This is a genomic window from Halalkalibacter sp. HAAS-P013 (assembly GCF_056619925.1).
Genome location: NZ_JBWQTU010000011.1, coordinates 42,901 through 68,433 on the forward strand (window position 1 = coordinate 42,901; position 25,533 = coordinate 68,433).

25 protein-coding genes and 2 pseudogenes are annotated in these 25,533 nt (G+C 37.7%); 13 read left to right on the forward strand and 14 right to left on the reverse strand.

The features are described 5' to 3' along the window. Positions 1-6: 6 nt before the first annotated feature. On the reverse strand, positions 7-1,386 hold the full coding sequence (locus tag AC1FXP_RS15000; RefSeq protein ID WP_480062731.1) for an MATE family efflux transporter: 1,380 nt from the start codon (positions 1,384-1,386) through the stop codon (positions 7-9). A gap of 248 nt (positions 1,387-1,634) precedes the next feature. Continuing rightward, positions 1,635-2,015, reverse strand: coding sequence for an OsmC family protein (locus AC1FXP_RS15005; RefSeq protein WP_480062732.1), 381 nt, complete (start codon positions 2,013-2,015; stop codon positions 1,635-1,637). A 175-nt stretch (positions 2,016-2,190) separates the two neighbouring features. On the opposite strand from AC1FXP_RS15005, the gene AC1FXP_RS15010 reads away from it, so the two are divergent. Next, a complete protein-coding gene (locus AC1FXP_RS15010; RefSeq protein WP_480062734.1) occupies positions 2,191-3,342 on the forward strand; it encodes an MFS transporter in 1,152 nt (383 codons plus the stop codon). Between the two features lie 52 nt (positions 3,343-3,394). Here the strand turns inward: AC1FXP_RS15010 and AC1FXP_RS15015 are convergent, their stop codons facing one another. From AC1FXP_RS15015 to AC1FXP_RS15025, 3 genes are all read right to left on the reverse strand, one after another. After that, entirely contained in the window at positions 3,395-3,736 is a 342-nt protein-coding gene (locus tag AC1FXP_RS15015) for a methyl-accepting chemotaxis domain-containing protein (protein WP_250098211.1), read from the reverse strand. 90 nt (positions 3,737-3,826) lie between these two features. Continuing rightward, the gene (locus AC1FXP_RS15020) at positions 3,827-4,786 is read right to left on the reverse strand and encodes an MBL fold metallo-hydrolase (RefSeq protein WP_480062736.1); all 960 of its coding nucleotides are present in this window, start codon (positions 4,784-4,786) and stop codon (positions 3,827-3,829) included. Between the two features lie 109 nt (positions 4,787-4,895). Then, complete coding sequence (locus AC1FXP_RS15025; RefSeq protein ID WP_480062738.1) at positions 4,896-5,042, reverse strand: hypothetical protein; 147 nt, start codon at positions 5,040-5,042, stop codon at positions 4,896-4,898. Between the two features lie 394 nt (positions 5,043-5,436). Between AC1FXP_RS15025 and AC1FXP_RS15030 the strand changes: the two genes are divergently transcribed. From AC1FXP_RS15030 to AC1FXP_RS15040, 3 genes are all read left to right on the forward strand, one after another. Then, positions 5,437-5,577 carry an FbpB family small basic protein gene (locus tag AC1FXP_RS15030; RefSeq protein WP_250098214.1) on the forward strand — a complete coding sequence of 47 codons (141 nt, stop codon included), beginning with the start codon at positions 5,437-5,439 and terminating at the stop codon, positions 5,575-5,577. Positions 5,578-5,746: 169 nt separating this feature from the next. Continuing rightward, the gene (locus tag AC1FXP_RS15035; protein WP_480062977.1) at positions 5,747-7,081 is read left to right on the forward strand and encodes a cytochrome ubiquinol oxidase subunit I; all 1,335 of its coding nucleotides are present in this window, start codon (positions 5,747-5,749) and stop codon (positions 7,079-7,081) included. Positions 7,082-7,100: 19 nt separating this feature from the next. Further along, positions 7,101-8,135, forward strand: a complete 1,035-nt coding sequence (locus tag AC1FXP_RS15040) for a cytochrome d ubiquinol oxidase subunit II (protein ID WP_480062740.1) — start codon at positions 7,101-7,103, stop codon at positions 8,133-8,135. 274 nt (positions 8,136-8,409) lie between these two features. Here AC1FXP_RS15040 and AC1FXP_RS15045 read toward each other — a convergent pair whose 3' ends face one another. Then, a complete protein-coding gene (locus tag AC1FXP_RS15045) occupies positions 8,410-10,185 on the reverse strand; it encodes a M3 family oligoendopeptidase (protein ID WP_480062742.1) in 1,776 nt (591 codons plus the stop codon). 153 nt (positions 10,186-10,338) lie between these two features. Between AC1FXP_RS15045 and AC1FXP_RS15050 the strand changes: the two genes are divergently transcribed. Together AC1FXP_RS15050 and AC1FXP_RS15055 are read left to right on the forward strand one after the other, a co-directional pair. Next, on the forward strand, positions 10,339-10,788 hold the full coding sequence (locus AC1FXP_RS15050; protein ID WP_480062744.1) for an Lrp/AsnC family transcriptional regulator: 450 nt from the start codon (positions 10,339-10,341) through the stop codon (positions 10,786-10,788). An 85-nt stretch (positions 10,789-10,873) separates the two neighbouring features. After that, positions 10,874-11,005 (forward strand): annotated as a pseudogene (locus tag AC1FXP_RS15055) (zinc ribbon domain-containing protein); the annotation flags it as partial. 89 nt (positions 11,006-11,094) lie between these two features. On the opposite strand, the gene AC1FXP_RS15060 reads toward AC1FXP_RS15055, so the two are convergent. From AC1FXP_RS15060 to rnhA, 4 genes are all read right to left on the reverse strand, one after another. Continuing rightward, positions 11,095-11,547, reverse strand: a complete 453-nt coding sequence (locus AC1FXP_RS15060; protein WP_480062978.1) for a TlpA family protein disulfide reductase — start codon at positions 11,545-11,547, stop codon at positions 11,095-11,097. A 241-nt stretch (positions 11,548-11,788) separates the two neighbouring features. Beyond that, entirely contained in the window at positions 11,789-12,334 is a 546-nt protein-coding gene (locus AC1FXP_RS15065; RefSeq protein ID WP_480062745.1) for a peroxiredoxin, read from the reverse strand. A gap of 242 nt (positions 12,335-12,576) precedes the next feature. Continuing rightward, the gene (locus AC1FXP_RS15070) at positions 12,577-13,938 is read right to left on the reverse strand and encodes an aldehyde dehydrogenase (protein WP_480062747.1); all 1,362 of its coding nucleotides are present in this window, start codon (positions 13,936-13,938) and stop codon (positions 12,577-12,579) included. A 78-nt stretch (positions 13,939-14,016) separates the two neighbouring features. Next, positions 14,017-14,637, reverse strand: coding sequence for a ribonuclease H (gene rnhA / locus AC1FXP_RS15075; protein WP_480062749.1), 621 nt, complete (start codon positions 14,635-14,637; stop codon positions 14,017-14,019). An 88-nt stretch (positions 14,638-14,725) separates the two neighbouring features. On the opposite strand from rnhA, the gene AC1FXP_RS15080 reads away from it, so the two are divergent. Continuing rightward, positions 14,726-14,860, forward strand: a complete 135-nt coding sequence (locus tag AC1FXP_RS15080) for a hypothetical protein (protein WP_275980291.1) — start codon at positions 14,726-14,728, stop codon at positions 14,858-14,860. 69 nt (positions 14,861-14,929) lie between these two features. Beyond that, positions 14,930-15,181 (forward strand): hypothetical protein, encoded by a 252-nt coding sequence (locus tag AC1FXP_RS15085; protein ID WP_480062751.1) that lies wholly within the window; start codon positions 14,930-14,932, stop codon positions 15,179-15,181. A 59-nt stretch (positions 15,182-15,240) separates the two neighbouring features. On the opposite strand, the gene AC1FXP_RS15090 is transcribed toward AC1FXP_RS15085, so the two are convergent. From AC1FXP_RS15090 to AC1FXP_RS15100, 3 genes are all read right to left on the reverse strand, one after another. Then, the gene (locus tag AC1FXP_RS15090; RefSeq protein WP_480062753.1) at positions 15,241-16,104 is read right to left on the reverse strand and encodes a polysaccharide deacetylase family protein; all 864 of its coding nucleotides are present in this window, start codon (positions 16,102-16,104) and stop codon (positions 15,241-15,243) included. Positions 16,105-16,158: 54 nt separating this feature from the next. Continuing rightward, positions 16,159-16,494: a hypothetical protein gene (locus AC1FXP_RS15095; RefSeq protein ID WP_480062755.1), complete on the reverse strand. Its 336-nt coding sequence runs from the start codon at positions 16,492-16,494 to the stop codon at positions 16,159-16,161. Positions 16,495-16,697: 203 nt separating this feature from the next. Then, positions 16,698-17,462 carry a YkgJ family cysteine cluster protein gene (locus AC1FXP_RS15100; RefSeq protein ID WP_480062757.1) on the reverse strand — a complete coding sequence of 255 codons (765 nt, stop codon included), beginning with the start codon at positions 17,460-17,462 and terminating at the stop codon, positions 16,698-16,700. A 231-nt stretch (positions 17,463-17,693) separates the two neighbouring features. Between AC1FXP_RS15100 and glcT the strand changes: the two genes are divergently transcribed. The 4 genes from glcT to mreBH all read left to right on the forward strand — a co-directional run bounded on the left by glcT (position 17,694) and on the right by mreBH (position 22,274). Then, complete coding sequence (gene glcT, locus AC1FXP_RS15105; protein ID WP_480062759.1) at positions 17,694-18,524, forward strand: glucose PTS transporter transcription antiterminator GlcT; 831 nt, start codon at positions 17,694-17,696, stop codon at positions 18,522-18,524. Between the two features lie 181 nt (positions 18,525-18,705). Next, positions 18,706-20,736, forward strand: coding sequence for a glucose-specific PTS transporter subunit IIBC (gene ptsG / locus AC1FXP_RS15110; protein ID WP_480062761.1), 2,031 nt, complete (start codon positions 18,706-18,708; stop codon positions 20,734-20,736). A 110-nt stretch (positions 20,737-20,846) separates the two neighbouring features. Beyond that, on the forward strand, positions 20,847-20,981 hold the full coding sequence (locus tag AC1FXP_RS15115; protein ID WP_480062763.1) for a DUF2639 domain-containing protein: 135 nt from the start codon (positions 20,847-20,849) through the stop codon (positions 20,979-20,981). Between the two features lie 282 nt (positions 20,982-21,263). Further along, positions 21,264-22,274, forward strand: a complete 1,011-nt coding sequence (gene mreBH / locus AC1FXP_RS15120) for a rod-share determining protein MreBH (RefSeq protein ID WP_480062979.1) — start codon at positions 21,264-21,266, stop codon at positions 22,272-22,274. A gap of 151 nt (positions 22,275-22,425) precedes the next feature. On the opposite strand, the gene AC1FXP_RS15125 is transcribed toward mreBH, so the two are convergent. Then, positions 22,426-23,229, reverse strand: coding sequence for a carbon-nitrogen family hydrolase (locus AC1FXP_RS15125; RefSeq protein ID WP_480062765.1), 804 nt, complete (start codon positions 23,227-23,229; stop codon positions 22,426-22,428). A 611-nt stretch (positions 23,230-23,840) separates the two neighbouring features. Here AC1FXP_RS15125 and AC1FXP_RS15130 point away from each other — a divergent pair. Further along, a pseudogene (locus tag AC1FXP_RS15130) lies at positions 23,841-25,299 on the forward strand (IS1182 family transposase). Positions 25,300-25,533: the final 234 nt, after the last annotated feature.

A 25,533-nucleotide genomic window follows, 5' to 3' on the forward strand; every position in this document is an offset into this window, starting at 1 on the left:
TTTCACCTATGAATCCTCTTTTTTGTGTTTATTTTCCGTATTTCCTCCAATATTCTCACTTATGTTTCGCCAATTTCCGAGGAAATAGTAACCAACAGCGATTACACTGCTAATGATAAAGCTAACTCCCATTCCTAAGGCAATCCCGCTTTCACCTAACCAAGCCGAAAAGACTGCTGTCAAAGGATAGCGTAAAATCCAAAAAGAGATGATATTTAAAATTAACACAGGAAACATCGCACCGGCCGCTCTTGCTATGCCATTTAATACAAAGTTTACTCCTAAAAAAGGATAAAAAAACGCGACGGTTTTTACATACATCGTTCCAAACTGCACGGTTTCTTCATCTTGAACAAACATGCGGATAAAATATTCTGCTCCAAAAAAAATGATTGTACTAATAGTTACTGAAACAAGAACGATTAGAAACAATGCCTGTTTTGCTATTTCATTTACTCGATCCCATAGTTTCGCCCCTATGTTTTGGCCAGCCATACTATTTACAGCTGAACCTAGCGTTAATGCAGGGAGCATAATTAAGCTATCTAACCTCTGTGCAGCTCCAAATCCAGCTACTACTTCCTCACCATAGCTAGTGACTACCGTCATAATAGCCAAAATCCCCCCTGATATGGCCATCATTGATAATCCCGCTGGGAGGCCCATCTTAAATAAAACTAGAAAATATCTCTTTTCAGGCAAAGTAGGAATTTGAAATGGAACATTGGCTCTATTAATGGAGTACCATAACCCATAAACAAATGCTATACCTTGCGAAATAATCGTTGCATAAGCTGCCCCCTCAATTCCCCACTGAAACACATGGATAAAAAGTGGATCTAGTATCGCATTCAGAATCACTGCAATTATGATAAAGCGTATCGGTGTACGACTGTCACCTAATGCTCTTAGAACTGTACCGATAAAATTGTAACCAAATAAAAATAAGATCCCGATAAAGTTAATTTGTAAGTAAGACTGCGCCAAAGGTAAAATCTCATCATGCGTTCCCATGACTTGTAGAATTGTCCCTGAAAATAGAAACCCTAACATTCCAAGTAAAATAGCTAACGTTCCCAATACGAATACGAACGCATTTAAAGAATCCTTTAACCCTTCCTCATCATTGGCTCCTCGTCTTTGACTAATAACTGTCAACGTTGCACTATTAATACCAATAATAAAAGAAAGTGTTGTGAAAACAACTGTTGCGGAGATCGTAGTAGCTCCTAATGCACTAGGCCCTAATAAATTCCCTACCCATAAAGAATCAATAAACTGATAGGATGTCTGAAGTAAATTAGTAAGAAAAATTGGCCAAGAAAAAAGAATCATCTTCTTCATAATCTTGCCATTTGTAAAATCCATCTGCTTTGATTGTGACATGCTTATCCCCTTCTTTATCTAAAAACCAAGAAAGAAAAACACCACTTACAGTTTTAAGCTTACTGAAAAAAATGATGGCAATTTCCAGTAAGCTTCTTGTAATAGCGGTGTCCTAATAAAAACGGGAGTGATAATTGCTCGTACATTGTTAAATACCCATCTTTCAAAAAAAAAATTGTATCTTAATTCAAATATGTTTTCCCTGAAGATATCATTTTATATATTACCACTAATGGCTTTTTATCAAATTATATACATTCAAATGTCTCAGTAATGCGAATGGAGTCCTTTACAGATTGATAAATAGGACAATTCTTTCTAGTTAGTTCAAAGATCTTCTCTAACTTCTCTTTCGTAGTATCAACCTCATAAAGCTTAAAGTGTAAATGGATGTCTGTTACCTCATTTGCTCCAGCTTCATTTCTTTTTACGTCAGCGTGGATACGAATATCGTTATAAGAGATCCGTTTCTTTTCTAATATCTTTCTAAGCACTCCCCCACTGCATACTGCTACAGAGGATACAAGAAGTTGGTATGGTCTGAAACCATATTCTGCATTTCCAGAAACCTCTAACTGACCATATTCAAGATCTGTCATAAAACTATTTTCCTTCATTGTAAATTCCATTTTAACAACGCCTCCTTTTCTACACGTTTCTTATTGTAACAGGCTCTTATCATGACGTCATGTTCTATTGAGAAATTACATATGGTCTTCTGTAAATAAAGAAGCTAAAATGGATGATGGCACTGAAAAGGTGTTTTTACCTTTCCAGATCCCTCGAAAAAGGTGAGGTTTTTGAATGAATCGTTTTCGCTTTTGGATATTAGTTAGCATTGTTGCTATTAGTGGTTTTAGTCAAGGAATGCTCCTCCCTCTTATTTCTGTTATTTTTGAACAGGATGGTGTATCAGCAACCTTAAACGGACTAAATGCTACCGCTCTTTATATTGGAATATTGATTGTTTCTCCATTTATGGAACCGCCGCTTAGAAAATTCGGTTATAAACCGATCATTATGGCTGGAGGATTACTTGTCATCATCTCACTAGCTCTCTTTCCTTTATGGAAGTCATTTTGGTTTTGGTTTATCTTGAGACTCTGTATTGGGATAGGAGACAACGCACTTCATTTTGGTACTCAAACATGGATTACATCGGCATCTCCTAAAGAAAAAAGAGGCCGAAACATTAGTATTTATGGCCTTTTCTTTGGAATTGGTTTTGCTATCGGACCACTAATGACTCCCTTAATTTTTATTAATGAGGCTTTGCCCTTTATCATTTCAGCATGTCTTTGCTTGGTAGCATGGTTATTTTTATTTGCTTTACACAATGATTTTCCTGAAAAGGCATTAGAACTTACCTCTTTTAAAGATACAACAAGCCGCTTTAAGAAAACATTAACTTATTCATGGGTTGCTTTGTTACCCGCATTAGGTTATGGCTTTTTGGAAGCATCGTTAAATGGGAGTTTTCCTGTCTACGGTTTACGTATTGGACTTGATGTGACATCTGTTTCTATTCTTTTAGTATCGTTTGCAATAGGAGGAATTGTTTTTCAACTGCCTCTTGGCATATTAAGTGATAAATATGGAAGAAAACAAATACTAACTCTCATTCTAGCATCTGGTAGTTTTATATTTTTCATTGCTAGCTTCCTTGAGCAATCCATATTCGGCCTTACGATATGTCTATTTATAGCAGGTGTGTTAGTTGGCTCTACCTTTTCTCTCGGTATCAGCTATATGACTGACTTAACACCAAAATCGCTATTGCCAACTGGGAATATTCTATGCGGGGTTGCCTTCAGCTTCGGAAGCCTCTTGGGGCCTTATGTTGGGGGTATATTTATACAATTTTTCAGCGGCATTAGTTTCTTTTTCATCATTAGCACCATGTTATTTCTAGTCTTTTTGTTCGTTTTATTACACAAGCAGAAAGTGATAAATTAGCGTTAACAGTCAAAGGGGCTATCCCGAAATGAGATAACCCCTCCTATGTAGTTTATCTTTTCAAGCTTTTCAAGTCGTCTGCAGCTTCTCTCGTTGCCTTTACAATTTCTTCGGAGCTTTCTTTTAAATGCGAGGCGGTCTCTCCAATTATTTTAACATCTCTTGAAATGTCTCTTACTACAGACGATACCTCATTAGCAGTTGCTCTAACTTGGTCTACGATCTGTTCACGGTTGTCTCTAACAAATTGAACGGCGTTCCCCGTTTCTTCCTTTAGCTTTCGTAGTTCAGCCAACATTTTTGTTCTCCATTCTTTTTTGGCTAAAACAATCGAAATCAAAATCACACCAAAGATCCAAATCAATTTTAAAGAATTGGTTTTTTTCTGCTCCATTTGGCTCCTCCTCTTATCTGTCTTATCATTATTTTACCAAGAAAGATAGTAAAAAGGAAAGATTAGGAATACTTTTTTATGAATGATTAATCATTCATTTTTAAAGAAAAATAAATCTCCTTCTTCTTTTACACTAACTTGTTCTAGCTCTAGCAGTAAATCAAGATGACCAAATGTTTCTGAGAATGTTAAATCTGGTTGCTTTAGATGCTTTTCCTTGAATAATTCATAACTAATCTCACTAGCCGTCACTTTTTTTGTAGAAATAATCTCTTTTATTGTATGAGCCCTTCTCATATGTCCGGCAAGTCTTTGATCGACTAAAGACTTCACATTTTTCACCACTTCTCCATGTCCTGGTAATAGAAGATTTAAATCTAGTCCCTTTACTAACTTTAATGAGTCTCGATATTGCAACAACGTTTTTGGTCTTTCTTCCCCGTTCATAGGCGCTTCTAGTAAGGCATTTGACGAGATAGAAGCTAATAGCACATCTGCCCCTATCGCTAGACGATCATGTTCGCGTACAATCATGATATGATTTTGAGCATGACCTGGTACTTCCTTTACCTTCCAGCCTACTATTCCTGGTACCTCATCCCCGTGTTTAACAATGACGTCGAGTTCTGCTGGTTCAATAAAGTTCATATATGATTGACTTGACTTTTCGATTTTATTGATTAATTCAATTGTCAAACCATTCTTTACATAGAGATCTATAAGATACCGTCTACACTTTCTAAAAAAAACTTGATCCTTCTTTAACCAAGGCTGCAAGAACTTATGACCAATTAGCGTTGAATGCTTAAATAAACTCGCAAGTCCAATATGGTCTGGGTGATGATGAGTCAAAATAACCTGATCTATATCCTCTATTTTATAACCTAGAATATGAAGCTGTTGCATTAGTTCCCTTTTTCCTTCTTTTGTAAGAGGCCCAGTATCTACTAGAGTCAGAGACTTTCCACAAATTAAATATACATGCACAGGGCCGACTTGAAACGGGGTTGGAAGCGTTATTTGATGAATGGTTTCTGCACAAACTGTCAATGTATTAACCTCCTTGCTTTTACCAACTAATACTAGTTAGTCACTTCAAAAAAAAAAAGAGTACGCCTATATTTCTATAACAACATAATAGACATTCCCTTATCAATTACTAATTATAAGCTTGTGTTAAGAAATCATCTGTTTCTAACTTTTCAAAGCCTTCGTGGCTAGATTTTTTAAGTTCATTTAATTCGCTTGCTAAGCGTTCTAACTTCTTCTGCATTTCTTCAATCATTTTTTTCTCTGAAACTGTCATATGACTTCCCTCTCCCTTTTTTGTGGTTAAGTGATTGAGCAGTCGCTCACTTTTTACCTATTCACTTACCCACAACTCTTTTTTAATGTTAAAAATATTCTAACAATATTATCTGCAGTTGTAAATAGCTTTTTTAAATTTTTTACACTTTATGATATCTACTGAGTTACACACAAAGTTATCAACATAACTGTGAATAACTTTGTGTATTATGTGTATAACTTCTACTTTTTTGTGTATAAACATTTTAATATCTTTCTTTTTTTCTATTTTATTCGACAAACTCTAACAATATTCTTTTAGTCTAAAAATTGTAACAATTCTTTCTTTATTTTTGTATATACTTGTTGATATACTTGTAGTAACAACAAAATAAATTATAGGTGGGGTTATTATGCGAAGACAATCCACATCATTTGAAGAACTTGTGTTAGAAAATAAGAAACAATTATTAAATGACCCCGAGGCGTTAGCAGAAATTGAAGATCGAATTGATGAGAGATCTTCGAATAACCAGGAAAAAGATACAAAATAAAAAGAGCGAGATTACCATATTAGGTATCTCGCTCTTTTTTTTATGTATTTTTCCAATATTATACATTTCGTACATTGGAAAAAAAATGAATAGAACCAATATATTAACGCACAGTAATAGCATGGAAAAGGAGTTTATACACATAAAAACGTGTGAAAGGAAGTAAATGATGGATAATGTTATGCTTGCGCGAATGATATTTGGTACTTCTATTGCCTTTCATATTATTTTCGCCACATTAGGTGTAGGAATTACTTTAATGATATTAGTAGCTGAGATTATGAGGATTATTCGGAAAGATGAAGATTATGGAACACTCGCAAAGCGTTGGACTAAGGGTGTCGCGATTTTGTTAGGGGTCGCCATTCCATCTGGGACAATTGTTGCCGTCATGTTAAGTCTTCTTTGGCCGGGCTTCATGGAAATTGTGGGGCAAGTCATTGCACTTCCGTTTCAGGTTGAAATTTTTGCTTTCTTCTTAGAAGCTCTCTTTCTTTCAATATACATATACGCAGCAGATCGTCTTTCTCCAACAATGAGAATTGTGAGTGTGTTTTTTGTTGCCCTCGGGGCGACTGCATCTGCTGTCTTAATTACGAATGCACATGCCTGGATGAACACCCCTCGAGGGTTCGATTTAGTAAATGGCCAAGTCACAAATGTTAACCCACTTGCTGCTGTAAACAACCCTAGCTTCTATGTTACTTCTTTACATGTTGTTGGAAGTGCATATATGACGGGAGCATTTGTACTTGCTTCTGTTGCAGCATACAAACTATTTCGTGGAGGCCTTACAGAACGTGAAATATCATATCACCGGAAAGGATTAACTCTTTCACTTGCTATTGGTCTTATTATGTCTGTTTATACAATGAACAATGGACATGATACAGCAATCATGCTCCATGAGCACATACCTGTAAAACTCGCTGCAGCAGAAGGCTTATTTGAAACACAAGCAAATGCCCCACTGGCGATCATGGGAACACCCGATCCAGAAGCCGGTCGAGTAATTGGTGGGATTGAAATTCCTGGTATGCTTAGCTGGCTTGCTACAGGATCAACTGATGGCGTCGTACGAGGATTGTATGACTATCCACAGGATGAGTGGCCTCCTTTATTTGTCCATACATTGTTTAACGTGATGGTCGGAATTGGATCTGCTCTCTTTGGCTTAGCTGTGATCTTTTGGGTGTTGTGGTTTTTTAGAAGAAAAACGAAAAAGCCATATCCTAAGTGGCTGCTAGCTGGCTTGGTTGCATCTGGCCCGCTTGCGATGATCGGTATAGAAACAGGGTGGATTTTCAGTTGTACCGGGAGACAACCTTGGACAATTTATGGAATTCAAAGAACTTCGGAGGCAGCTACGAATTCTGGTAACTTAGGAATGTTATTCTTCCTTTTTGTTTCTCTCTACGTTGTGCTCCTTGTTTTAACTGGACTAGTTATGCACTACTACTTTAACCGAAACCCTGTTTCAAAAGAATTACAAACAATGTCTTAGATTAAAGAGGGGATTTACTATGCAGGATGTTTATATTGCGATAACCATATTATGGGCATTCCTTTTCATTTATGCCATTGCTGGTTCAATCGATTTTGGAGCTGGTTTTTGGGCAATGTATTATAGGAAAAGAACAGACACAAAAGCCGCTTCCATTGCTAATCGTTATCTTTCTCCATCTTGGGAGGTGACAAATGTATTCCTTGTATTACTAGTTGTTGCCTTAGTAAGCTTTTTCCCTGGTGCTGCTGCAACATTAGGAACATTAATGATTGTCCCTTTTTGTTTGGTACTATTTCTACTCACGATCCGAAGTGCCTTTATGGTTTACTCTTATTCGGTTCAAAAATACACGAATATGCTTGTGATTATTTCTGGGATTACTGGACTACTCATACCTGCGTTGCTGATAAGTATTTTGCCGGCTGCCATTGGAGGTTTTATCGAAGTTGTAGGCGACAGACAGTACGTGCTTATTGATCAGTTATTTACAAGTCCTACATTTTACACTCATCTTGGATTTGGACTAAGTACAGAACTGTTTTTATCAGCCTTGCTATTAAGTGACTATGCAAAAGAAGCAGGTTCTGAAGAAACGTATCACGTCTATAGACGCAATGCGATTATCCTAGGACCGATTACTCTTTCTTTTGCTGTTGGTGCTATTTTAACACTCATCCCTGAAGCATTTTGGATGTTTGAGAATATGGCGAATGAATGGCTATTGTTTACGTTATCGCTATTGGCATTTTCGATTGGATATAGCGCTCTTTGGTGGCCAACAAAAAAGTTCGAGGTAGGTAGACCAAGGGTTGCCGTCCTCCTAATCGCCTTACAGTTCGGTCTGGCAAGCTTTGCTTACGGTTCAGCTCATATGCCCTACTTCTTATACCCTGACGTTACCATTTATGATGCCTTCACAAATGAAGTTATGTTTCGCTTACTCTTAATTGGTTATGGTGTTGGAATGGCCATATTAATTCCTGTATTCATTTGGTTCTGGCGTTTATTTATGAAGGATAAGAGGTATTTAAAACAGGATACAACACATTAAAAGAGGCTGTCAAAAAGGTCCGTTCTTTGACCTTTTTGACAGCCTCGAAGCAATGAGCGGAGTCGCTACATCTTTTAAAAGCCTTGAGAGGAGTGGGGTTCTCCTCTCAAGGCGCGTAGCGACCGGAGCCATTGCCTTCTCTGTTCCGGACTTTTTGGACAACCACCGGCAGCCGACTTTAGGAGGCTCATCTTTCTCATAACAGGCGCGCGACGAGCGTGCCATTGCAATCCCTTCAAAGGTCCGTTCTTTGACCTTTGACACAGCCATTTAATTACTTATCTTTCGTTAACTCCATAAACTCATCCACATCGACTAAAATTAAATCAATAGCTTCTTGCCAAAATTCTTTACCAGTTAAATCAACACCTAGATGCTTCTTTGCTAAATCTTCAACGGTCATACTAGCCGTATCCTGTAGCAAGGCAATATAGTCATCTTCAAAAGATCTCCCCGCTTCAAGAGCTTTTTTATAAATGCCCAAGCTAAATAAAAAGCCAAACGTGTAAGGGAAATTATAAAATGGCACGCCTGTAATATGGAAATGAAGCTTTGATGCCCAGAAAGTTGGAGAATACGTAGCTAATTGATTCCCATACGCCTCTTTCTGTGCCTCTTCCATTAATGAACTTAACTCTTCAACCGATAATAACTTTTCCTTACGCGCTTCGTAGAATCTTGTTTCAAATAAAAACCTTGCATGAATATTCATAAAGAAGGCAAGAGAACGTGAGATCTTATTTTCAAGTAATGATAACTTCACATCTTCCGCCTGTGCCTCTTTCACTAACGCATCGGCAATGATCGTTTCGGCAAATGTTGATGCTGTTTCTGCGACGTTCATCGCATATCGCTGCGCAAGAGGATCCATATCTTTTAAGCAATGCCCGTGGTAAGCATGCCCTAACTCATGGGCAAGCGTCGCTACATTTGCCATTGTCCCATCATATGTCATGAAGATACGAGATTGTTTTGAAAGTGGAAAAGTTGTACAAAATCCACCAGGACGTTTTCCTGAGCGATCCTCAGCCTCGATCCATCCATCACGAAGGGCACCTTCTGTAAATGAAGCAAGCTTTGGACTAAACGGTTTAAAGTGTTGAATAATTAAATCACAGGCGTCCTCATAAGAAATCGTCGTATCCCCTTCAACTGGAAGGGGAGCATGAACATCGTGCATAGCTAATTTGTTAACACTTAATAACTGTGCTTTTCGCTCCATAAATTTATAGAATTTTGGTTTATTTTCAGTAATTGTAGCCCACATTGAATCAAGCGTTTCTTCTTCCATACGATTAATGGCAAGTGGCTCTTTCAACACGTTATCCCAGCCGCGCGCTCCGTATAAATTTAAACGGAAACCCGCTAAATGGTTTAACGTTGATGCAAATAAATCAGCTTCTTTTTGCCATGCCTTCTCTGAAGCTTCTGCAGCACGTTCACGTATTGAACGATCAGAACTATTAAGACGATTTTGTAGTTGTCCTGCTGAAAGCAACTTCTCTTGTCCATCCTCTTCAAAAGGAATTTGCATTCTTCCAACCGCAGCGTTATACACATTCCCCCAAGCATGGTATCCGTCAATGGCAAGTTGTGCAGAAAGCTTTTCTTCATTCGGGGATAACTTTTCTTTCGCTTGCATGCGGCGCTCTTTCAGATTAAACGTAACACCTGATAATGCAGGTCGTGAAATGAACTCACTCCATTGTTCATTAGAGAGCTCTCCTAAAAAGTCTTCAATCATTCCCCATACGTTATGAAGCTTCGTTGCTTGTTCAGTCACCTTCCCTAGCCAAAGTGTAGCTTCCTTATCTTTCACATCTTGAGCTGTTAAACAACTAACAAATGCACTTGCTTGCCTTGTTCTTTGCATCTGCAATTGAATACTATGTATAACATTTTCGAGTTGATCTAGTGTAATCTCTTCACCTATTGATTCGGCTAAATCCGCTAGCAATTGATCCGTTTCTCTTACAAATTTTATGAACTCTTCAGACTTGCTCCCACCTTTAAAAATTGAATCCAAATCCCACACCTCTGGATATCTCATCTATCCATCCTCCTTCAATATTTCGACTCCCGTAATAATAGTCTATCAGAAAATTATTAAAATTTCATGTTCTATTATTCACTATAATGTTTTTTCAACCAGTTGTTTTGAACTATAATAGAAGTAAGATCAATTGATAAAGGTGTTGAAGATATGAAATTAGACACGACTGATAAACGAATTTTAGAACTTTTAACAGTGAATGGCCGTATGTCTTATGTAGACATCGCTAAAGAACTCGGACTATCACGCGTAGCCATCCGCGAACGAATAAATCAATTAATTGAGGAAGAAGTGATTGAAAAGTTTAGCGTTGTAATCAATTCTGATAAAGTTGGAAAGAAAGTCTCTGCCTTTTTTGAAGTCGACTGTGAACCTACATCGCTTGTTTCTGTCGCAGAAACTTTAGCAGAAAACCCAAAAGTAGCTAGCTGCTACCAAATGACAGGCCCAAGCACATTACATATGCACGTTCTCGTAGAAGATTTTGATCAACTTGAGCACTTTATCAATGAAGAACTCTATGCACTTAAGGGGATTTCGAGAGTAGAGAGTCACATTTTGTTAAGACGATTTAAAAGTCGTACTGGTTTGAAGCTTTAAAGGTGTTAAATAGGGGTGTTTTAGATCTTTTGAAAACCCAAAGCAATCGACAAAGTCGCTACATCTTTTAATCAGGAACAGGACTCTCAAAAAAGTGTTTGATATTCAACATAATAAGTTTCGAGTCGTATATTGTACAAATTGTGGATACTCTGAATTTTATAACAGCCAAACGTCAACTGCATCTAACGTTATTGACTTTTTCTTTGGAGGGTAGCTAAGAGTGGTGTCCAAAAAGGTCCTTTTTTGACCTTTGACACCCTCTCATCTATTTCCTCCCCTATATCCTGGTTTTTATTATAGTAATTATTTTACCTCTTGACCTAGGACGCGATTGACGCGTTTACGTAACATATCCATTCCACTACCACCAGCTTGGAAATGTCTAAGTTTTCCTTCAGCATCAAATACATAATAAGCAGGTACGTATTTGTTTTCAAAAGCATCCGTTAGCTTATGCTCACTGTCAACAAATGTAGGTTGAATGATATCATGTCCTTGCGCCATTGCTTCAATTACAGACATATCCAAATCCTTTTCAGAACGAGGCATATGTACTGCTATGACATTAAGCTCATCCTCATATTCATCACGAAATTCGTTAATTTCCGGCATAGCTTCTTTACACAAACCACAACTTACAGACCAAAAATGAAAAAGTGTTGCTTTCCCGCTCTCAAGCAATTCGTCCTTTGTCACCTCTCCATTTAACCATGCTGTAGCACCTGTTAATTCTGGCATTTCTTCACGTAGTTTCATAAATTCCACTCCAATTCTTCTATAATCTATAAATCCAAACCTATTAATATGAAAACCTATTTTCTTTATATCCATAAGAGACTCTCTTATAGCGTAGAGAGTGCGAACATGTTGCGATGGCTCCTCTCGCCGTGCGCCTTTTAGAAGAAAACCATTCCTAAAAGACTTAAAACATTACGGCGGTTCCACTCATCGCTTAGATCTTATACATAAAGGTAAAAAACACCTTTATGTATAAGATCTACAGTGTTTCTTGTCCAGGCTTCCAGTTAGCTGGGCAAAGACCACCCGTTTGCAAGGCTTGTAGCACTCTTAATGTCTCATCTACATCACGACCAATATTGTTATGGTTAACAACCGAGTACATCAACTCACCTTCTGGGCTAATGATGAATAAACCACGAAGAGCGACTCCTTCTTCTTCTACTAGTACACCATACTCACGAGATACAACATGGTTTGTATCAGCCGCTAATGGATAAGCTAACTCCCCAAGCCCATTTTCATCTCTTGCTGTGTTCATCCATGCTTTATGCGTATGAACTGTGTCCGTTGATACTCCAATTACTTCTGCATCTAAGTCTTCAAATTCATCAAAACGATCACTTAATGATGTGATTTCAGTTGGACATACAAACGTGAAATCCATTGGGTAAAAGAAAAGTACCGTCCATTTATCATTTTTCATATTTTCTTCTAAACTTACTTTTGAAAATTCTTTATTAGGCATTACTGCATCCATTTCAAATAGAGGTGCTTGTTTAGCCACCATTCTTTTGTCTGTCATTTATAACAACTCCTTGTTTATAATAATTATTAATTGAGTACGTTTATTATTTTATCCAACCTTTCTTACTATGTCAACAGTAAACGATAATAACTTTAAAGAAAGAATGATCATTAACAATGTGAATATAAAGAAAACCCTATAGAACAAGTAGTTCCATAGGGTTTGATTATTTTTATTTCTCTCATAATCTTTTCTCATTTTGACTATCGGTGTTGAAAAAATCTTAAACAAACGTTTATTTAACGTAATAAGTTTCTGAGTAACTTCATTGTTTTTTTATCTTGTTTATACCTGAGTGGCAAGTCAAAACGGGTCGATTGCTTTAAAACACTTTTCTTATTTGTAAAAGCAGAGAAGCTTTCATAACCGTGGTATGCCCCCATTCCACTTTCTCCTTTTCCTCCAAAAGGTAAGTGCGGAGTAGCAAGGTGCATAATCGTATCATTTACACATCCACCCCCATATGAGAGCTGATGAATGAACTTATGCTGCACTCCTTGTTCTTCTGCAAAAATATAGAGAGCTAATGGTTCGGGCTTGTCACGAACGATCGCCATTGCTTCACTATCGTCTCCATATGAAAAAACAGGTAAGATCGGTCCAAAAATCTCCTCCTGCATGATAGGGGCATTCCACTTAACATTGGTAAGTAGTGTTGGTGAAATCGTTAAACGCTCCTCTTCACTGAATCCACCTGTAACTATGTCTCCGTTATTCAAAAAAGTAAGCAAACGTTTAAAGTGACGTTCACTTACGATCCTTGGATATGTCCCCTCTTCGTACTTATTTATATAAACATTCTCAATTTCATTTTTTAAATGAGAGAGAAACTCTTCTTGAATTTCTTTGTGTACAAGTGCATAGTCTGGCGCTACACATGTTTGACCCGCGTTAATAAATTTCCCCCAAGCAATTCGTTTAGCCGCTAATTTCAATTTGGCACTCTTATCAATAATAACTGGACTTTTCCCACCTAGTTCTAAGGTTACAGGTATTAAATTTCTTGAAGCTGCTTCCATTACCTTTTTCCCTACACCAACACTCCCTGTAAAGAAAATATAATCAAAGCGCTTTGAAAGTAATGATTGACTGACGCTAGCATCACCTTCTACGACCGCGATATATTCCTCCGAAAAATGTGCTTTAACTAATTTTGAAAGTAGTCTTGAGGTATGAGGTGTTAACTCTGAAGGCTTAATTACCGAACAATTCCCTCCACCAATAGCACCAATTAAAGGTGCAAACGCTAACTGTAGTGGGTAATTCCAAGGTGCAATAATAAGCGCTACTCCATGAGGCTCATAATAAACGTATCCCTTAGAACCAACATGTGACATAGCTGTCTTTACTTTTTTCGGCTTTACCCACTTACGAAGGTGTTTCTTCATATACGTAATTTCTTGATAGAGTGGTCCAAGTTCTGTTAGAAAGGCCTCTTCTTTTGATTTATTTAAGTCCTTGTTCAAGGCATGAAGAAAATCCTCTTCATACTCTTGGATCGCTTGTTTTAATATGCTTAATTGTTTCAGACGAAATGATACTTCTCTTGTCTTGCCTTTATAAAAATACTCTCGTTGTTTGAACAATAATTGATCCGTCACAGACAAGTTCTCCTAAAATGATATAATATAAAGTTACATGTAAAGCGAGATTTATTAGACCACTCCAGTAAATAATCCTTATTTACGCCCATAATCAGCTTTAATTTCTCCCCACTTTTCCGTATGCCATTTTTTAATTTTGTTAGGATAGCTATTTGTTTGCAGCCATTTCTCAGCACGGTCCATTAATGACCAAATATAGGCGGTCTTTTCATTCCGTTCTAATGTTGACTTAGCCTTCTTCTGCTTTACCCATTTAATGGCTGTCATCGAATCAGAATAAATAGTCTTAGAACTCCCTTGTTCTTTTAAATAAGCTAAGCCGTGTACGATCGCTAAAAATTCTCCCATATTGTTCGTGCCAATATGGATTTCATCGTGTGCAAATAAAATTTCCCCCGATTTCGTATCAACACCTTTGTATTCGACAATACCTGGATTGCCTCGACAGCCCACATCAACAGAAATGCTGTCCCATTCAACTTCCTCATTAATCTCCTTAACTGCTTTAGCACTTGAACGGCTTTGGCTCTTTGATGTTGTTTTCCCAGATAGAGCAGCTTCGGCTTCTTCTTTAGTCGGAAACGATTTAAACCTAGCCCCTGTAAATCCTTTTACTTGAGCTTCACATTCACCCCAAGATGTAAAGATTCCTGTTTTTCTTCCTTTCCAAACAACATAAAACTTCTTTTTTGCCAATGTGACACCTACTCTTTGAATAGAATTTTGATCTAAAGAAATAGTAACAGTGAAACCAATTTTAGACAATGACAAGGAGGCTGTGCAAATGGATAAGCGAAACAGACAAAAGGGAAAGGCATTAACAAACAATCAGACCCCTAAAGAAAACTTATTGAATGAAGATGTTGCAAGTGAAATGATTGATAATGGGACAAACCGTGCAAACAACAAAAAGAAATAAATTCCTTTTTTATGAATAATTTTATAAGAATCCTCCAATAATGGTGCTAAAAAAGAGGTGTAACCTAGCGTGAATGTGACGATTAACCGCAAACGTTCAGTTAACGAGCCTGGGGACCTTATCAGTACAAAAAAAAATAAGCTATACGCCATTATTGAAGACCGTGGTGAAAAATACCCATTCCATCTCTTATGCCTTGAAACGTTTACGATTATAGAAAGCTATGACTCGCTTCCGACTAATCAAGAGATCGAGGAGGATATTGGAGATAAACTTGACGGTATTTATCAGCACCGAGATTTGCATATTACCTTAAACTAAAAGGGCTATCCCAAAAAGGTCTGATTTTGACCTTTTGGGATAGCCCCGTTCCTTTACCACTATTTCAAGCTTGCATTAGCTAATGTAACAAACTCATACCCTTGTTCACGCAGGTCCAAAACAGCTAATTGGACTCCCTTTGCAGTCCCACTGTCAGGTTGGTTCATATGGAGAAGCACAATCGATCCCCCAGTAGCCTTCATGATCGCCTGGTGGACCTCACGAGCAGAGAATGTCGCTCCTGCGTCACCTAAAATATCAAAATTAACAACTTGCAACCCTAAATCATTTACAATTTCAACGGCTACTTCGTCATAAAATGCCGTACCCGAACGAAACAAAGTTGGCGCTTGTCCTGTTAAATGAAGGATCGTCTCTTGGTTTCCTAATACTTCTTCTCTCACTTCCTCTGGGCTGTCAGTCCCCTTAATTCCCCAGGCTGAATTACCAGTTACTGAAAGCGGCACATGGTTCGTTCCATGATTTTCAATTTGAAATAACGGATCATGAGCTAGCTCTAAAAACAATTCCTCGTGTTCTAATATCCAACGCTCATTAATAAATAAAGTAGCAGGAATTTCTTCTTTCCTTAAAAAATCAACCAATGATGCATCATACCCATTCCCATATGGGCCCCCGCATGCATCAAACGTCAAAGCAATTACATCCTCATCTGTATCTATACGCGTTTTTACACCTTCAACATTCTCCCCCCAGTGCAGAGGTTCACGCGCTTCGTATAGACTCAAGTCGAGCTCTTTCAAACTCTCCTCTGTCTCTAACTCCTCTTCAACTACTTCTTTCTCTATAACGCTCTTTTCTTCTTCTATTTTTTCAATTAATTCATCATTTGGACTCTCAATGCCACACGCCTTTAAGCTTATAACCGTTAAAAGCAATAAGATCTGAAACCACTTCATCATATACTTCCTTTCAAAAAAAATCCCCTAAGTATCTAGCTCTTAGGGGGAAGATTCCTATTCATTTTTCGACGATTCTTTTTCCGGCTTCTCAGATTCTTCATACCAATCATCAAGAACTTTCGCATCTAGTACTCTGCCTTCAATAAAAGAAGATTGTTTATCTAAGAAAAGACTCTTCCATTCAACATTCATATCTTCTGCTATTTTAACTACTGTTAGTAATTCCTGCCAAGCAACATAACGTTTGTACCAAAAAAACTGCGGTTGCTCCGTCATGTATGGATACAGATCATCAAATTCGGTATGCTTACAATCGACAGTACGTTCAAACTGTGTTTTAGCCTGTATAACTCGTTCTTCAAAATACGCATGAATTTCTCTCTCTTCCACCTGTAATCCCTCCCAGTCTACTTTCTATCTAAATGACAGTAATAATAAAAAACAACAGCAACAGGTTATAATTAATTCTAACCTATGCACTATCTTCAAAATAAAGAATAGAATTGCCGAATTATATTTTAATCATACCACGAGTGACGTTTTTACTAAACGAAAAATAGTTAGAAAATTATTGAAACAACCAAAAATTATTTTCAATCCCAGTTAACAATTGTTGATTTTAGCTCCTCTTTCAGCAGTATTGGTAAATAATTAACATCTGCCGCATCACCAGGATAAGAAATTCCTAACTCCTTATCTTCTACTACTTCAAGAATTTCTTGAATAACCTCATCCATTCCTTCAACATAAAACCGATGCAAAAATTCAAAACTTATCGGTTCTTTTGGTAAAAGTTCGTTTGCACAAACGTCTGCATCTACATAGTTGACATATGTTCTACAAGGAATAGGGCGCACTTCATACGCCATACATTTATTCGTTTCTTGATTCAAGAATATACAAGGCAGATGAAACTCTTTATATTTCCTCTTGAAACTTTGATCTTTTTCAAAATTAAGTTGCTGAACATCAGCTAGAGTATCTGCGTGTTGTTGCAAATACCCTTCTACTTGATTTTTTATCGCCTGTTTCCTGTCATTTGGCAACTGATTTATATAAAATAGCATTAACTTCACTTCTAAGCGAGTAACTATAATTGGAAAATAACAACAATGAGCACACCCAACCCGACATAGAGATCTCAGTTCCATTTCTTTCTCAACTTGCTCTATTTCCGTATTAACTTGAGATAATAACTTTTCAAATGATTCATTTAATACGGTTTGGACATGTTTCCCTTCGCACTCATCTAATATTTCATCTACAACATTCAAAAAAGGTTCATCGTAGTCATAATTTCGTTGATTAATTTGCCCAACTATTTTCTGCATATCTTCATATGTTAAATGACGCTTCACGGTTAAACAGCTCCTTACGTTAATCACCTTTAATACTAGTCCATCCCTCGAGAAAAATCGACCGTTTTATAACGAGAACCTCAATAAAGTGAAATTCGCTAAAAACAAAAAGAAAAATTCATAATGTTAGGGATCATTTCCATTGACGTTCTTTTTTTTTCTCGATATGATTGATATGGAAAAGAGTACACAATTCGACAAAATTCCTATTTTGATGAAAGGAGGAAAAGCGTGTTAACCGTAAAGAAAGTACTAAATAATAATGTTTTAGTTGCAAAACACCCTAGCTATGCAGAGGTCATTCTTATTGGAAAAGGGCTCGGCTTCGGAAAAAAAACAGGTGACCTTGTTGCTGATGAGCAAGCTGAAAAGTTCTTTGTATTAAAAGAAGAAAAAGAACAAGAGCAATATAAACAACTGCTTGATTATGTTGATGAAAACTTCATTGGACTTATGAATGATATTATTGAAATCGTCGAAGAAAGATTTGCAGTTAATTTACATGAGCACATCCACATTGCATTAACAGATCACCTTTTTTATGCAACCAAAAGGGTTAAACAAGGCTTAGATGTAAAGAACCCTTTTCTCCCGGAAACCGAACTAGCTTATCCAAAAGAATTTTCCGTAGCTACGGAACTGGTTGATTATTTGAGCAGTCAATTAGACCTTGATATCCCTCCTGGAGAAATAGGATTCGTTGCCCTGCACATTCATAGTGCACTAACAAGACGTTCTCTCAAAGAAGTAAATCGTCACACTCAACTAATAAGTGAATTAGTCTCCGTAACTGAAGAAGCGTTAAAATTAAAGATCGATCGCAAAGATGTAAATTATTTAAGACTCGTAAGGCATCTTCACCATGCGATTGAGCGGATAAATAAAGGACAATATTTTGATAACCAAGATTCGTTAAAAAATGTGTTGCAAGCGGAATATCCGGTGTGCTACAATTTGTCTTGGAAATTGATGAAAATTATGCAACAGACTTTAAAGAAAACGATTCCAGAAGCAGAAGCCGTGTATTTAACATTACACCTTCAACGACTTTCTAAGGAATAATACTTAATAAATGCTATCATATTTTCTTTATACGTGTTACTGGTTATGCAGGCATGAGTGGAAGGGAAGCGATTGCACGAATATCTCACGATACTCGTGCAATCCCTTTGCCACTCATGTCTTTTTTATTGCATAAATTTCAAAATACTTTTTCAAACTAACCATACAAGGAGGAATCATTATGTTTAAAAATTCGTTTGGCGTTTTGCAACGTGTCGGTAAAGCACTTATGTTACCAGTTGCATTATTACCAGCAGCCGGTATTCTGCTTGCGTTTGGTAATGCATTACAAAATCCAGATTTAATAGCACGAATTCCTGCTCTGGAAACAGGCTGGGTAGTCATGCTTGCTAGTGTAATGGAAAATGCAGGTGACATTGTTTTTGCTAACCTCGCTCTTTTATTTGCAGTTGGGGTTGCAGTCGGTCTCTCAAACGGAGATGGTGTAGCCGGTCTAGCTGCTTTAATCGGTTACTTAATCATTAACGTTACAATGAGTGTAATTGGAGGCTATGGTGAGTGGTCACCAGAAATGATTGCTAATGATCCAGGGATTTCTAATGTTTTAGGGATTCCAACGCTACAAACTGGGGTCTTTGGCGGAATCATAGCTGGTTTGCTTGCCGCCTATACGTATAAAAAATATTTCAATATTGAACTACCATCTTATTTAGGTTTCTTTGCCGGAAAACGTTTTGTACCTATCGCAACAGCGTTCTTCGGTTTGTTGATCGGTATTGCTCTATACTTTGTATGGCCGACTATTCAATTGGGATTAAATAACCTATCTTACTTAATGGTTGAAACGAATCAAACGATATCAGCCTTTATTTTCGGGGTAATTGAACGTGCGTTAATTCCATTTGGTTTGCATCACATTTTCTACTCTCCATTCTGGTTTGAATTTGGACAATACACGAATGCAGCTGGAGATATTGTACGTGGTGACCAACGTATTTTCTTCGCACAACTACGTGATGGTGCAGAATTAACAGCTGGTACATTTATGACTGGTAAGTTCCCGTTCATGATGTTTGGACTGCCGGCTGCTGCATTAGCTATTTATCATTGTGCTCGTCCGGAACAAAAGAAAATTGTTGCAGGTATCATGGGTTCTGCTGCATTAACTTCATTTTTAACTGGTATCACAGAGCCAATTGAATTTAGTTTCTTATTTGTTGCTCCAGTATTATTTGCGATTCATGCCGTATTTGCCGGTTTCTCTTTCATGATTATGCAAATGCTTGATGTTAAGATCGGTATGACTTTCTCAGGTGGGGTTATCGACTTCCTACTCTTTGGGGTACTGCCAAACCGTACTGATTGGTGGCTCGTTATTCCAATTGGTTTGATTTTCGCAGTCATTTACTACTTCGGTTTCCGTTTTGCAATTAAGAAGTTTAATTTAATGACTCCGGGTCGTGAAGAAGTGGATGAAGATGATACACCTTCATCTGGTAATACGTCTGAACTACCATATAATGTGCTAAAAGCTCTAGGTGGAAAAGAAAACTTAACTAATTTGGATGCTTGTATTACTCGCCTTCGTGTTAGCGTAAACGATGTTGATAAAGTTGAAAAAGACACGTTGAAGAAGCTAGGTGCTTCTGGTGTTATGACAATGGGTAACAACATTCAAGCAATCTTTGGTCCACGTTCTGACCAAATTAAATCGCAAATGCAAGATATTATTAGCGGACGCACACCTGCTCCAGTAGAAGAAACAGCACCAGCAAATGAAGCGGTAGCTGGTGACGTATCATTCGTATCGCCGTTAGCAGGAAAAGTACTTCCTATTACAGAAGTACCAGACCAAGTTTTCTCTGGTAAGATGATGGGTGACGGCTTTGCAATTGAGCCAACAGAAGGTGTTGTTAAATCACCTGTAAACGGGAAAATCGTTAACCTCTTCCCTACTAAGCATGCTATCGGTATTTTGTCTGATGAAGGAAAAGAAATCCTAATCCATGTCGGGCTTGATACAGTGAACCTAAAAGGGGAAGGTTTCGAGGCACTAATTAAGCAAGATGATTCTATCGAGCAAGGACAAGAACTCCTTCGCTTTGATCTTGATTTCATTAAAGAAAACGCAACATCTACGATTACACCAATCGTCTTCACAAACTTAGCTGAAGGCGAATATGTAGAAATTAATAAAGAAGAACTAGTATCCTTGAACGAAAAAGACGTTATTTCCATCAAGCAAAAGTAAAAGGCGGAATGTCATACAAGTTCAATGCATAGGATGAATTAAACAACAAAAACGAGGAAGCCACAGGCTTGCTCGTTTTTATTTTTATTTTTTTGAAAGGATGGATGTACATGTATATCGGAAGTAAAGGTTGGTATGTGAAGAAGTTAAAAGAAAAGGGAATACGCTATATAGAAGGTAGGAAAATTGAACGATACAAGGCACATGTATTAGCAAACCTTTTACATGAATCACAGTCTAAGTAACATTAGTTATATCACGTGTCTGACAAATACTTAATATATCCTCTTTTATCTCTACAAAAATCATCTAGGTCAGACACCATCACCATCTTTTAACCTAGGAATAAAGACCCTATAAATAAATAAGTGGAAATGGTTCCCTAATTTTCGGGTTAAATCCCTTATTGTTGCCGTAAACTCTCATATTATTACATAGAAGATGAGCGATTCGACACTATTCTCGATTCCTCTTACCTGATAAAATCAAGACTTACCTAGAAAAGATCTGATAAAGTTGGTGAAATGATGTTTTCAAATATTGAAATAGGAATTGACTTAGGTACTGCTAACATCCTTGTATACAGCAAAGATAAAGGCATTATCTTAAATGAACCATCAGTCGTTGCCCTTAATCTTGATACAAATGAAGTTCTAGCTGTTGGAACAGAAGCAAAAAATATGGTAGGTAAAACACCTGCAAATATTGTCGCCATTAGACCATTGAAGGATGGTGTCATTGCAGATTTTGATATGACAGCAAGCATGCTAAAAGCAATCATGAAGAAGATGAGCAAAGAGCTAGGAGGACTTTCTCTTCGTAAACCGAATGTGGTCGTTTGTGCGCCATCAGGTTCGACATCGGTTGAACGTCGTGCCATCCTGGATGCAGTTCGAAGTTTTGGAGCAAAAAATGTCCATCTTATTGAAGAGCCATTAGCTGCCGCGATCGGTTCTGGCCTTCCAGTTGATGAGCCTATTGCAAACGTTGCTGTTGATATTGGAGGAGGAACGACAGAAGTAGCTATTATTTCATTTGGTGGAGTTGTTACATGTCACTCAGCACGAATTGGCGGAGATAAATTTGATGAAGCGATTATTCAGCATGTACGTAAGAAGTATAATATCTTAATTGGTGAGCGAACAGCTGAGCAAATTAAGATGGAAATTGGCTATGCTCCTATTGCTCATGAAGAAATGACAATGGAAGTACGTGGACGCGACCTTGTTCACGGATTACCTAAAACAGTCACTCTAAACTCTACGGAAATTCAGCAAGCCCTTAATGAGTTACTCTTGCAATTGCTTGAATCTGTAAAAGCAACTCTCGAGGATTGTCCTCCTGAATTAAGTGGAGATATTGTTGATCAAGGAGTTATGCTTACAGGTGGAGGTGCCCTATTAAACGGTTTACAAGAATGGCTCGCCGGTGAGATTTCTGTTCCCGTTCACGTAGCCCCGAATCCACTTGAGTCGGTAGCAATTGGGACAGGCCGTTCGCTAAAATTTATTGATAAACTACAAAAAATATCAGTGTGACCAAAGAGGACACTGAAGCAATCAGCAATGTAGATTTTTTCTCTAAAGAGAGGAGAAGGGCACTTTGATTCCTTCTCCTCTTATTTTTTTCATGATCACGGGAATATTCCGTTTTAGTAACACCCCATTCAATGACTCCCTTAATTAAACGTTATTTATCATCAGCTTCCACGTATAGCTTTGGAACTCTGCTCGAAAATACAGGTACATCTTTGCGAATACGACTAACTTCGTCCAATTTCAAACTAACGCTTATTGTCTCTTCACCTGTTGAAGAAGCTTTATGAACAATATCCCCCCAAGGATTAATAACCATTGAACTTCCTGCGAATTCAACCTCATCATATGTACCCACTCGATTACAACTCACAACAAACAACTGATTTTCAATCGCTCTTGCTTGTTGGAGAATTTCCCAATGATTAGCTCTTGCCATAGGCCACTCCGCAACGACAAATACCACTTCCGCCCCTTGTAGCGCTAGTGAACGTACGAGCTCAGGAAAACGTAAGTCATAACAAATAATAATCCCCATCTTACGCCCTTCTAGCTCAAATACTTGTACTGAACCTCTCCCTCCTTTTAGGTAAAGATGTTCATCTAACATCGGAACAAGATGGATCTTATCATATGTATAAATAATTTTGCCTTTTCGATTGAGTATATACGACCTATTGTAAATACCGCCATCCTCCTCAACTGCAATAGAGCCAGCAACAATATTTACGTTTAACTTGCTAGCTAGTTTCTCTAGGAATAACTCCGTTACATCCTTATCTGGTTTAATTGTCACTTCCAATGTAGGTAGCGTATAAGCTGTCGTCCACATTTCAGGTAGGACAAGGATATCAGGCTGTTGTTCCTTACAAATCTGCTCTGCCCACATTTTTATCTTGTCCCGGTTTTTAGCAGGGTTGCCAGGGACAATATCCATTTGATATGAAGCTATTTTCATACTACCTCTCCTCCAATTACTTTGTATGTACCTTTTATTATATCATTGGTTAAAAGAGAAACCGAAATAAGAATGGCTTTTCCTCAACCAAGGTTTTCATTTTAAAAGGCGTTCGCATACTTAAAAGTTGTTTTTATGGGATACGTGTTCTCCTCATGTTCGTTCCATTGCGCTCCAGCCACTCGCTTTCCGCGGGGAGGTGCCGAGCCTCCTCGGCTGCGCCTGCGGGGTCTCGCCCCTACCTCTGCATGAGGCCACTGAAAAAGTGTTCGTTTATTTCGGACTTGAAAAGGAGCTTTGACCTCGCTCCCGGGATGGGGGGCACGCTTTCCGCAGGCGGGCGTTGAACTAACCGGCTGCGCCGGTGGATTTCAACCTGCCCTTCCCTCCTGCAGGAGTCGGCCCTCCCATCCCGTCCGCTTTGTTGAGCGGAAAGATAGAAATTCCCTACTCTTCAACGATCAAAAGAAATAGGAGAAATAGCGTAAAAAGGCCTTTGAGAAATGAAACTCAAAGGCCTTTTGTCTACAGTCTGAAGTTTAATTTTCATCAAACATTTCACTGTCATTTTATTTTATAATTTAGGTATTACATAGATGTAGGTGAATCTAATGATATCAAATGAAGAAACAATAACACTCAGTCCATATATGGGAATTTATGAACTAGCTGTCCCTAAAGATAATATGCCTCGTCAGATCAATGAACTTGTTGATTTTTCATTCATACTAAACGAGTTAAAATCAAATTATTGCCTTGATAATGGTCGGAATGCAATTCCACCTGTTCGTATGTTCAAATATCTATTACTAAAAGTGATTTATGATTTATCGGATGTTGATTTAGTTGAACGTTCTAAATACGATATGTCATTTAAATATTTTCTCAATATGGCACCTGAAGAATCGGTTATTGATCCAAGTTCGCTAACTAAATTCAGAAGGCTTCGCCTTAAAGACGAGGCTTTATTAGATATGCTCATTCGAAAATCAGTCGAGATTGCCTTAGAAAAGGAGATTATAAAGAGTAAAAGCATCATCGTGGATGCCACACATACAAAAGCTCGTTATAATCAAAAATCCCAAAGGAATTTTCACAAGAAAAATCAAAAAATGTTCGAAAAGCTGTCTATCAGATTAATGAGTCCATGAAGGAGAAGTTCCAGCTAAAACAACATCTAATGATGTTGCGGATGAATTGGAGTATTGTCGCCAAGTCATCTCTGTTGTGGAAAAAGAACCGCAAATCGCTCAGATTCCAGCGATTAAAGAGAAAGTAAATGTGTTAAAAGAAGTAGTAGAAGATTATACAGAGCATCTCAATTATTCAAACGACCCAGATGCACGACTTGGACATAAAACAGAGAACTCTTCTTTCTTTGGCTTCAAAACACATCTCGCCATGACGAACGAAGAACGAATTATTACAGCGTCAGTGGTCACTTCTGGAGAAAAAAGCGATGGAAAGTATCTACAGGAACTAGTTCAAAAAAGCCAAGAAGCAGGAATGGAAATAGATACACTCATTGGAGATACAGCCTACTCTGATAAAGACAACATTCAATTTGCGAAAACAAATAACATGAGCCTAGTTTCCAAACTCCACCCTATCATTACAGACGGAACACGGAAAAATGATGAATTCGAATTCAATAAAGATGCCGGTATGTATGTTTGTAAAGCTGGACATATGGCAACTCACAAAAAATATGATCAACGAAAAGGGAAAGATACTAATCCTCGAATTCGATACCTATTTGATGTTGAGAAATGCAAAATCTGTCCATTTCAAGAAGGGTGTTATAAAAAAGGCGCAAAAACAAAGTCATATTATGTGACCATTAAATCAGAGGAACATTCTGATCAAGAATCCTTTCAACAAACAGAAGAGTTTAAAGAAATGCAGAAGTCACGTTATAAAATAGAAGCAAAAAATAGCGAGTTAAAACATCGACACGGGTTAAAAATTGCATCATCCTCGGGTCTGTTTGCTATGCAAATTCAAGCAGCTACCACGATATTTGCGGTGAATCTCAAGAGAATACTAAAGCTTTTAAACGAGAAAGAGTAATAAATAGAAAAGAAATAGGCAATTTCTCACCCAATAACGGAGGAAAATTGCCTGTTTTTTTAAATTCAAATTCTCATTAGCACGAAAAACGGAAGTTTTTCAGTGCCCTCCCTCTGCATCCCGCAGGAGTCGAGTGACTTCCGCTCCATTTCCCTACGAGGAAAACGTTTCTTCACAGCAACAATCTTTACAAAAACAGCTTTAAAAAACAACAAAACCACCTTACCAATGGTT

Coding starts and splice junctions, on each gene's coding strand:
- AC1FXP_RS15010 (WP_480062734.1), top strand. CDS start 2,191: ATGAATCGTTTTCGCTTTTGGATATTAGTTAGCATTGTTGCTATTAGT.
- mreBH (WP_480062979.1), top strand. CDS start 21,264: ATGTTTTCAAATATTGAAATAGGAATTGACTTAGGTACTGCTAACATC.
- AC1FXP_RS15125 (WP_480062765.1), bottom strand. CDS start 23,229: ATGAAAATAGCTTCATATCAAATGGATATTGTCCCTGGCAACCCTGCT.
- AC1FXP_RS15005 (WP_480062732.1), bottom strand. CDS start 2,015: ATGGAATTTACAATGAAGGAAAATAGTTTTATGACAGATCTTGAATAT.
- AC1FXP_RS15080 (WP_275980291.1), top strand. CDS start 14,726: ATGGATAAGCGAAACAGACAAAAGGGAAAGGCATTAACAAACAATCAG.
- AC1FXP_RS15090 (WP_480062753.1), bottom strand. CDS start 16,104: ATGATGAAGTGGTTTCAGATCTTATTGCTTTTAACGGTTATAAGCTTA.
- AC1FXP_RS15040 (WP_480062740.1), top strand. CDS start 7,101: ATGCAGGATGTTTATATTGCGATAACCATATTATGGGCATTCCTTTTC.
- AC1FXP_RS15030 (WP_250098214.1), top strand. CDS start 5,437: ATGCGAAGACAATCCACATCATTTGAAGAACTTGTGTTAGAAAATAAG.
- AC1FXP_RS15045 (WP_480062742.1), bottom strand. CDS start 10,185: ATGAGATATCCAGAGGTGTGGGATTTGGATTCAATTTTTAAAGGTGGG.
- AC1FXP_RS15025 (WP_480062738.1), bottom strand. CDS start 5,042: ATGACAGTTTCAGAGAAAAAAATGATTGAAGAAATGCAGAAGAAGTTA.
- AC1FXP_RS15065 (WP_480062745.1), bottom strand. CDS start 12,334: ATGACAGACAAAAGAATGGTGGCTAAACAAGCACCTCTATTTGAAATG.
- ptsG (WP_480062761.1), top strand. CDS start 18,706: ATGTTTAAAAATTCGTTTGGCGTTTTGCAACGTGTCGGTAAAGCACTT.
- AC1FXP_RS15060 (WP_480062978.1), bottom strand. CDS start 11,547: ATGAAACTACGTGAAGAAATGCCAGAATTAACAGGTGCTACAGCATGG.
- AC1FXP_RS15015 (WP_250098211.1), bottom strand. CDS start 3,736: ATGGAGCAGAAAAAAACCAATTCTTTAAAATTGATTTGGATCTTTGGT.
- AC1FXP_RS15000 (WP_480062731.1), bottom strand. CDS start 1,386: ATGTCACAATCAAAGCAGATGGATTTTACAAATGGCAAGATTATGAAG.
- AC1FXP_RS15115 (WP_480062763.1), top strand. CDS start 20,847: ATGTATATCGGAAGTAAAGGTTGGTATGTGAAGAAGTTAAAAGAAAAG.
- AC1FXP_RS15035 (WP_480062977.1), top strand. CDS start 5,747: ATGGATAATGTTATGCTTGCGCGAATGATATTTGGTACTTCTATTGCC.
- AC1FXP_RS15050 (WP_480062744.1), top strand. CDS start 10,339: ATGAAATTAGACACGACTGATAAACGAATTTTAGAACTTTTAACAGTG.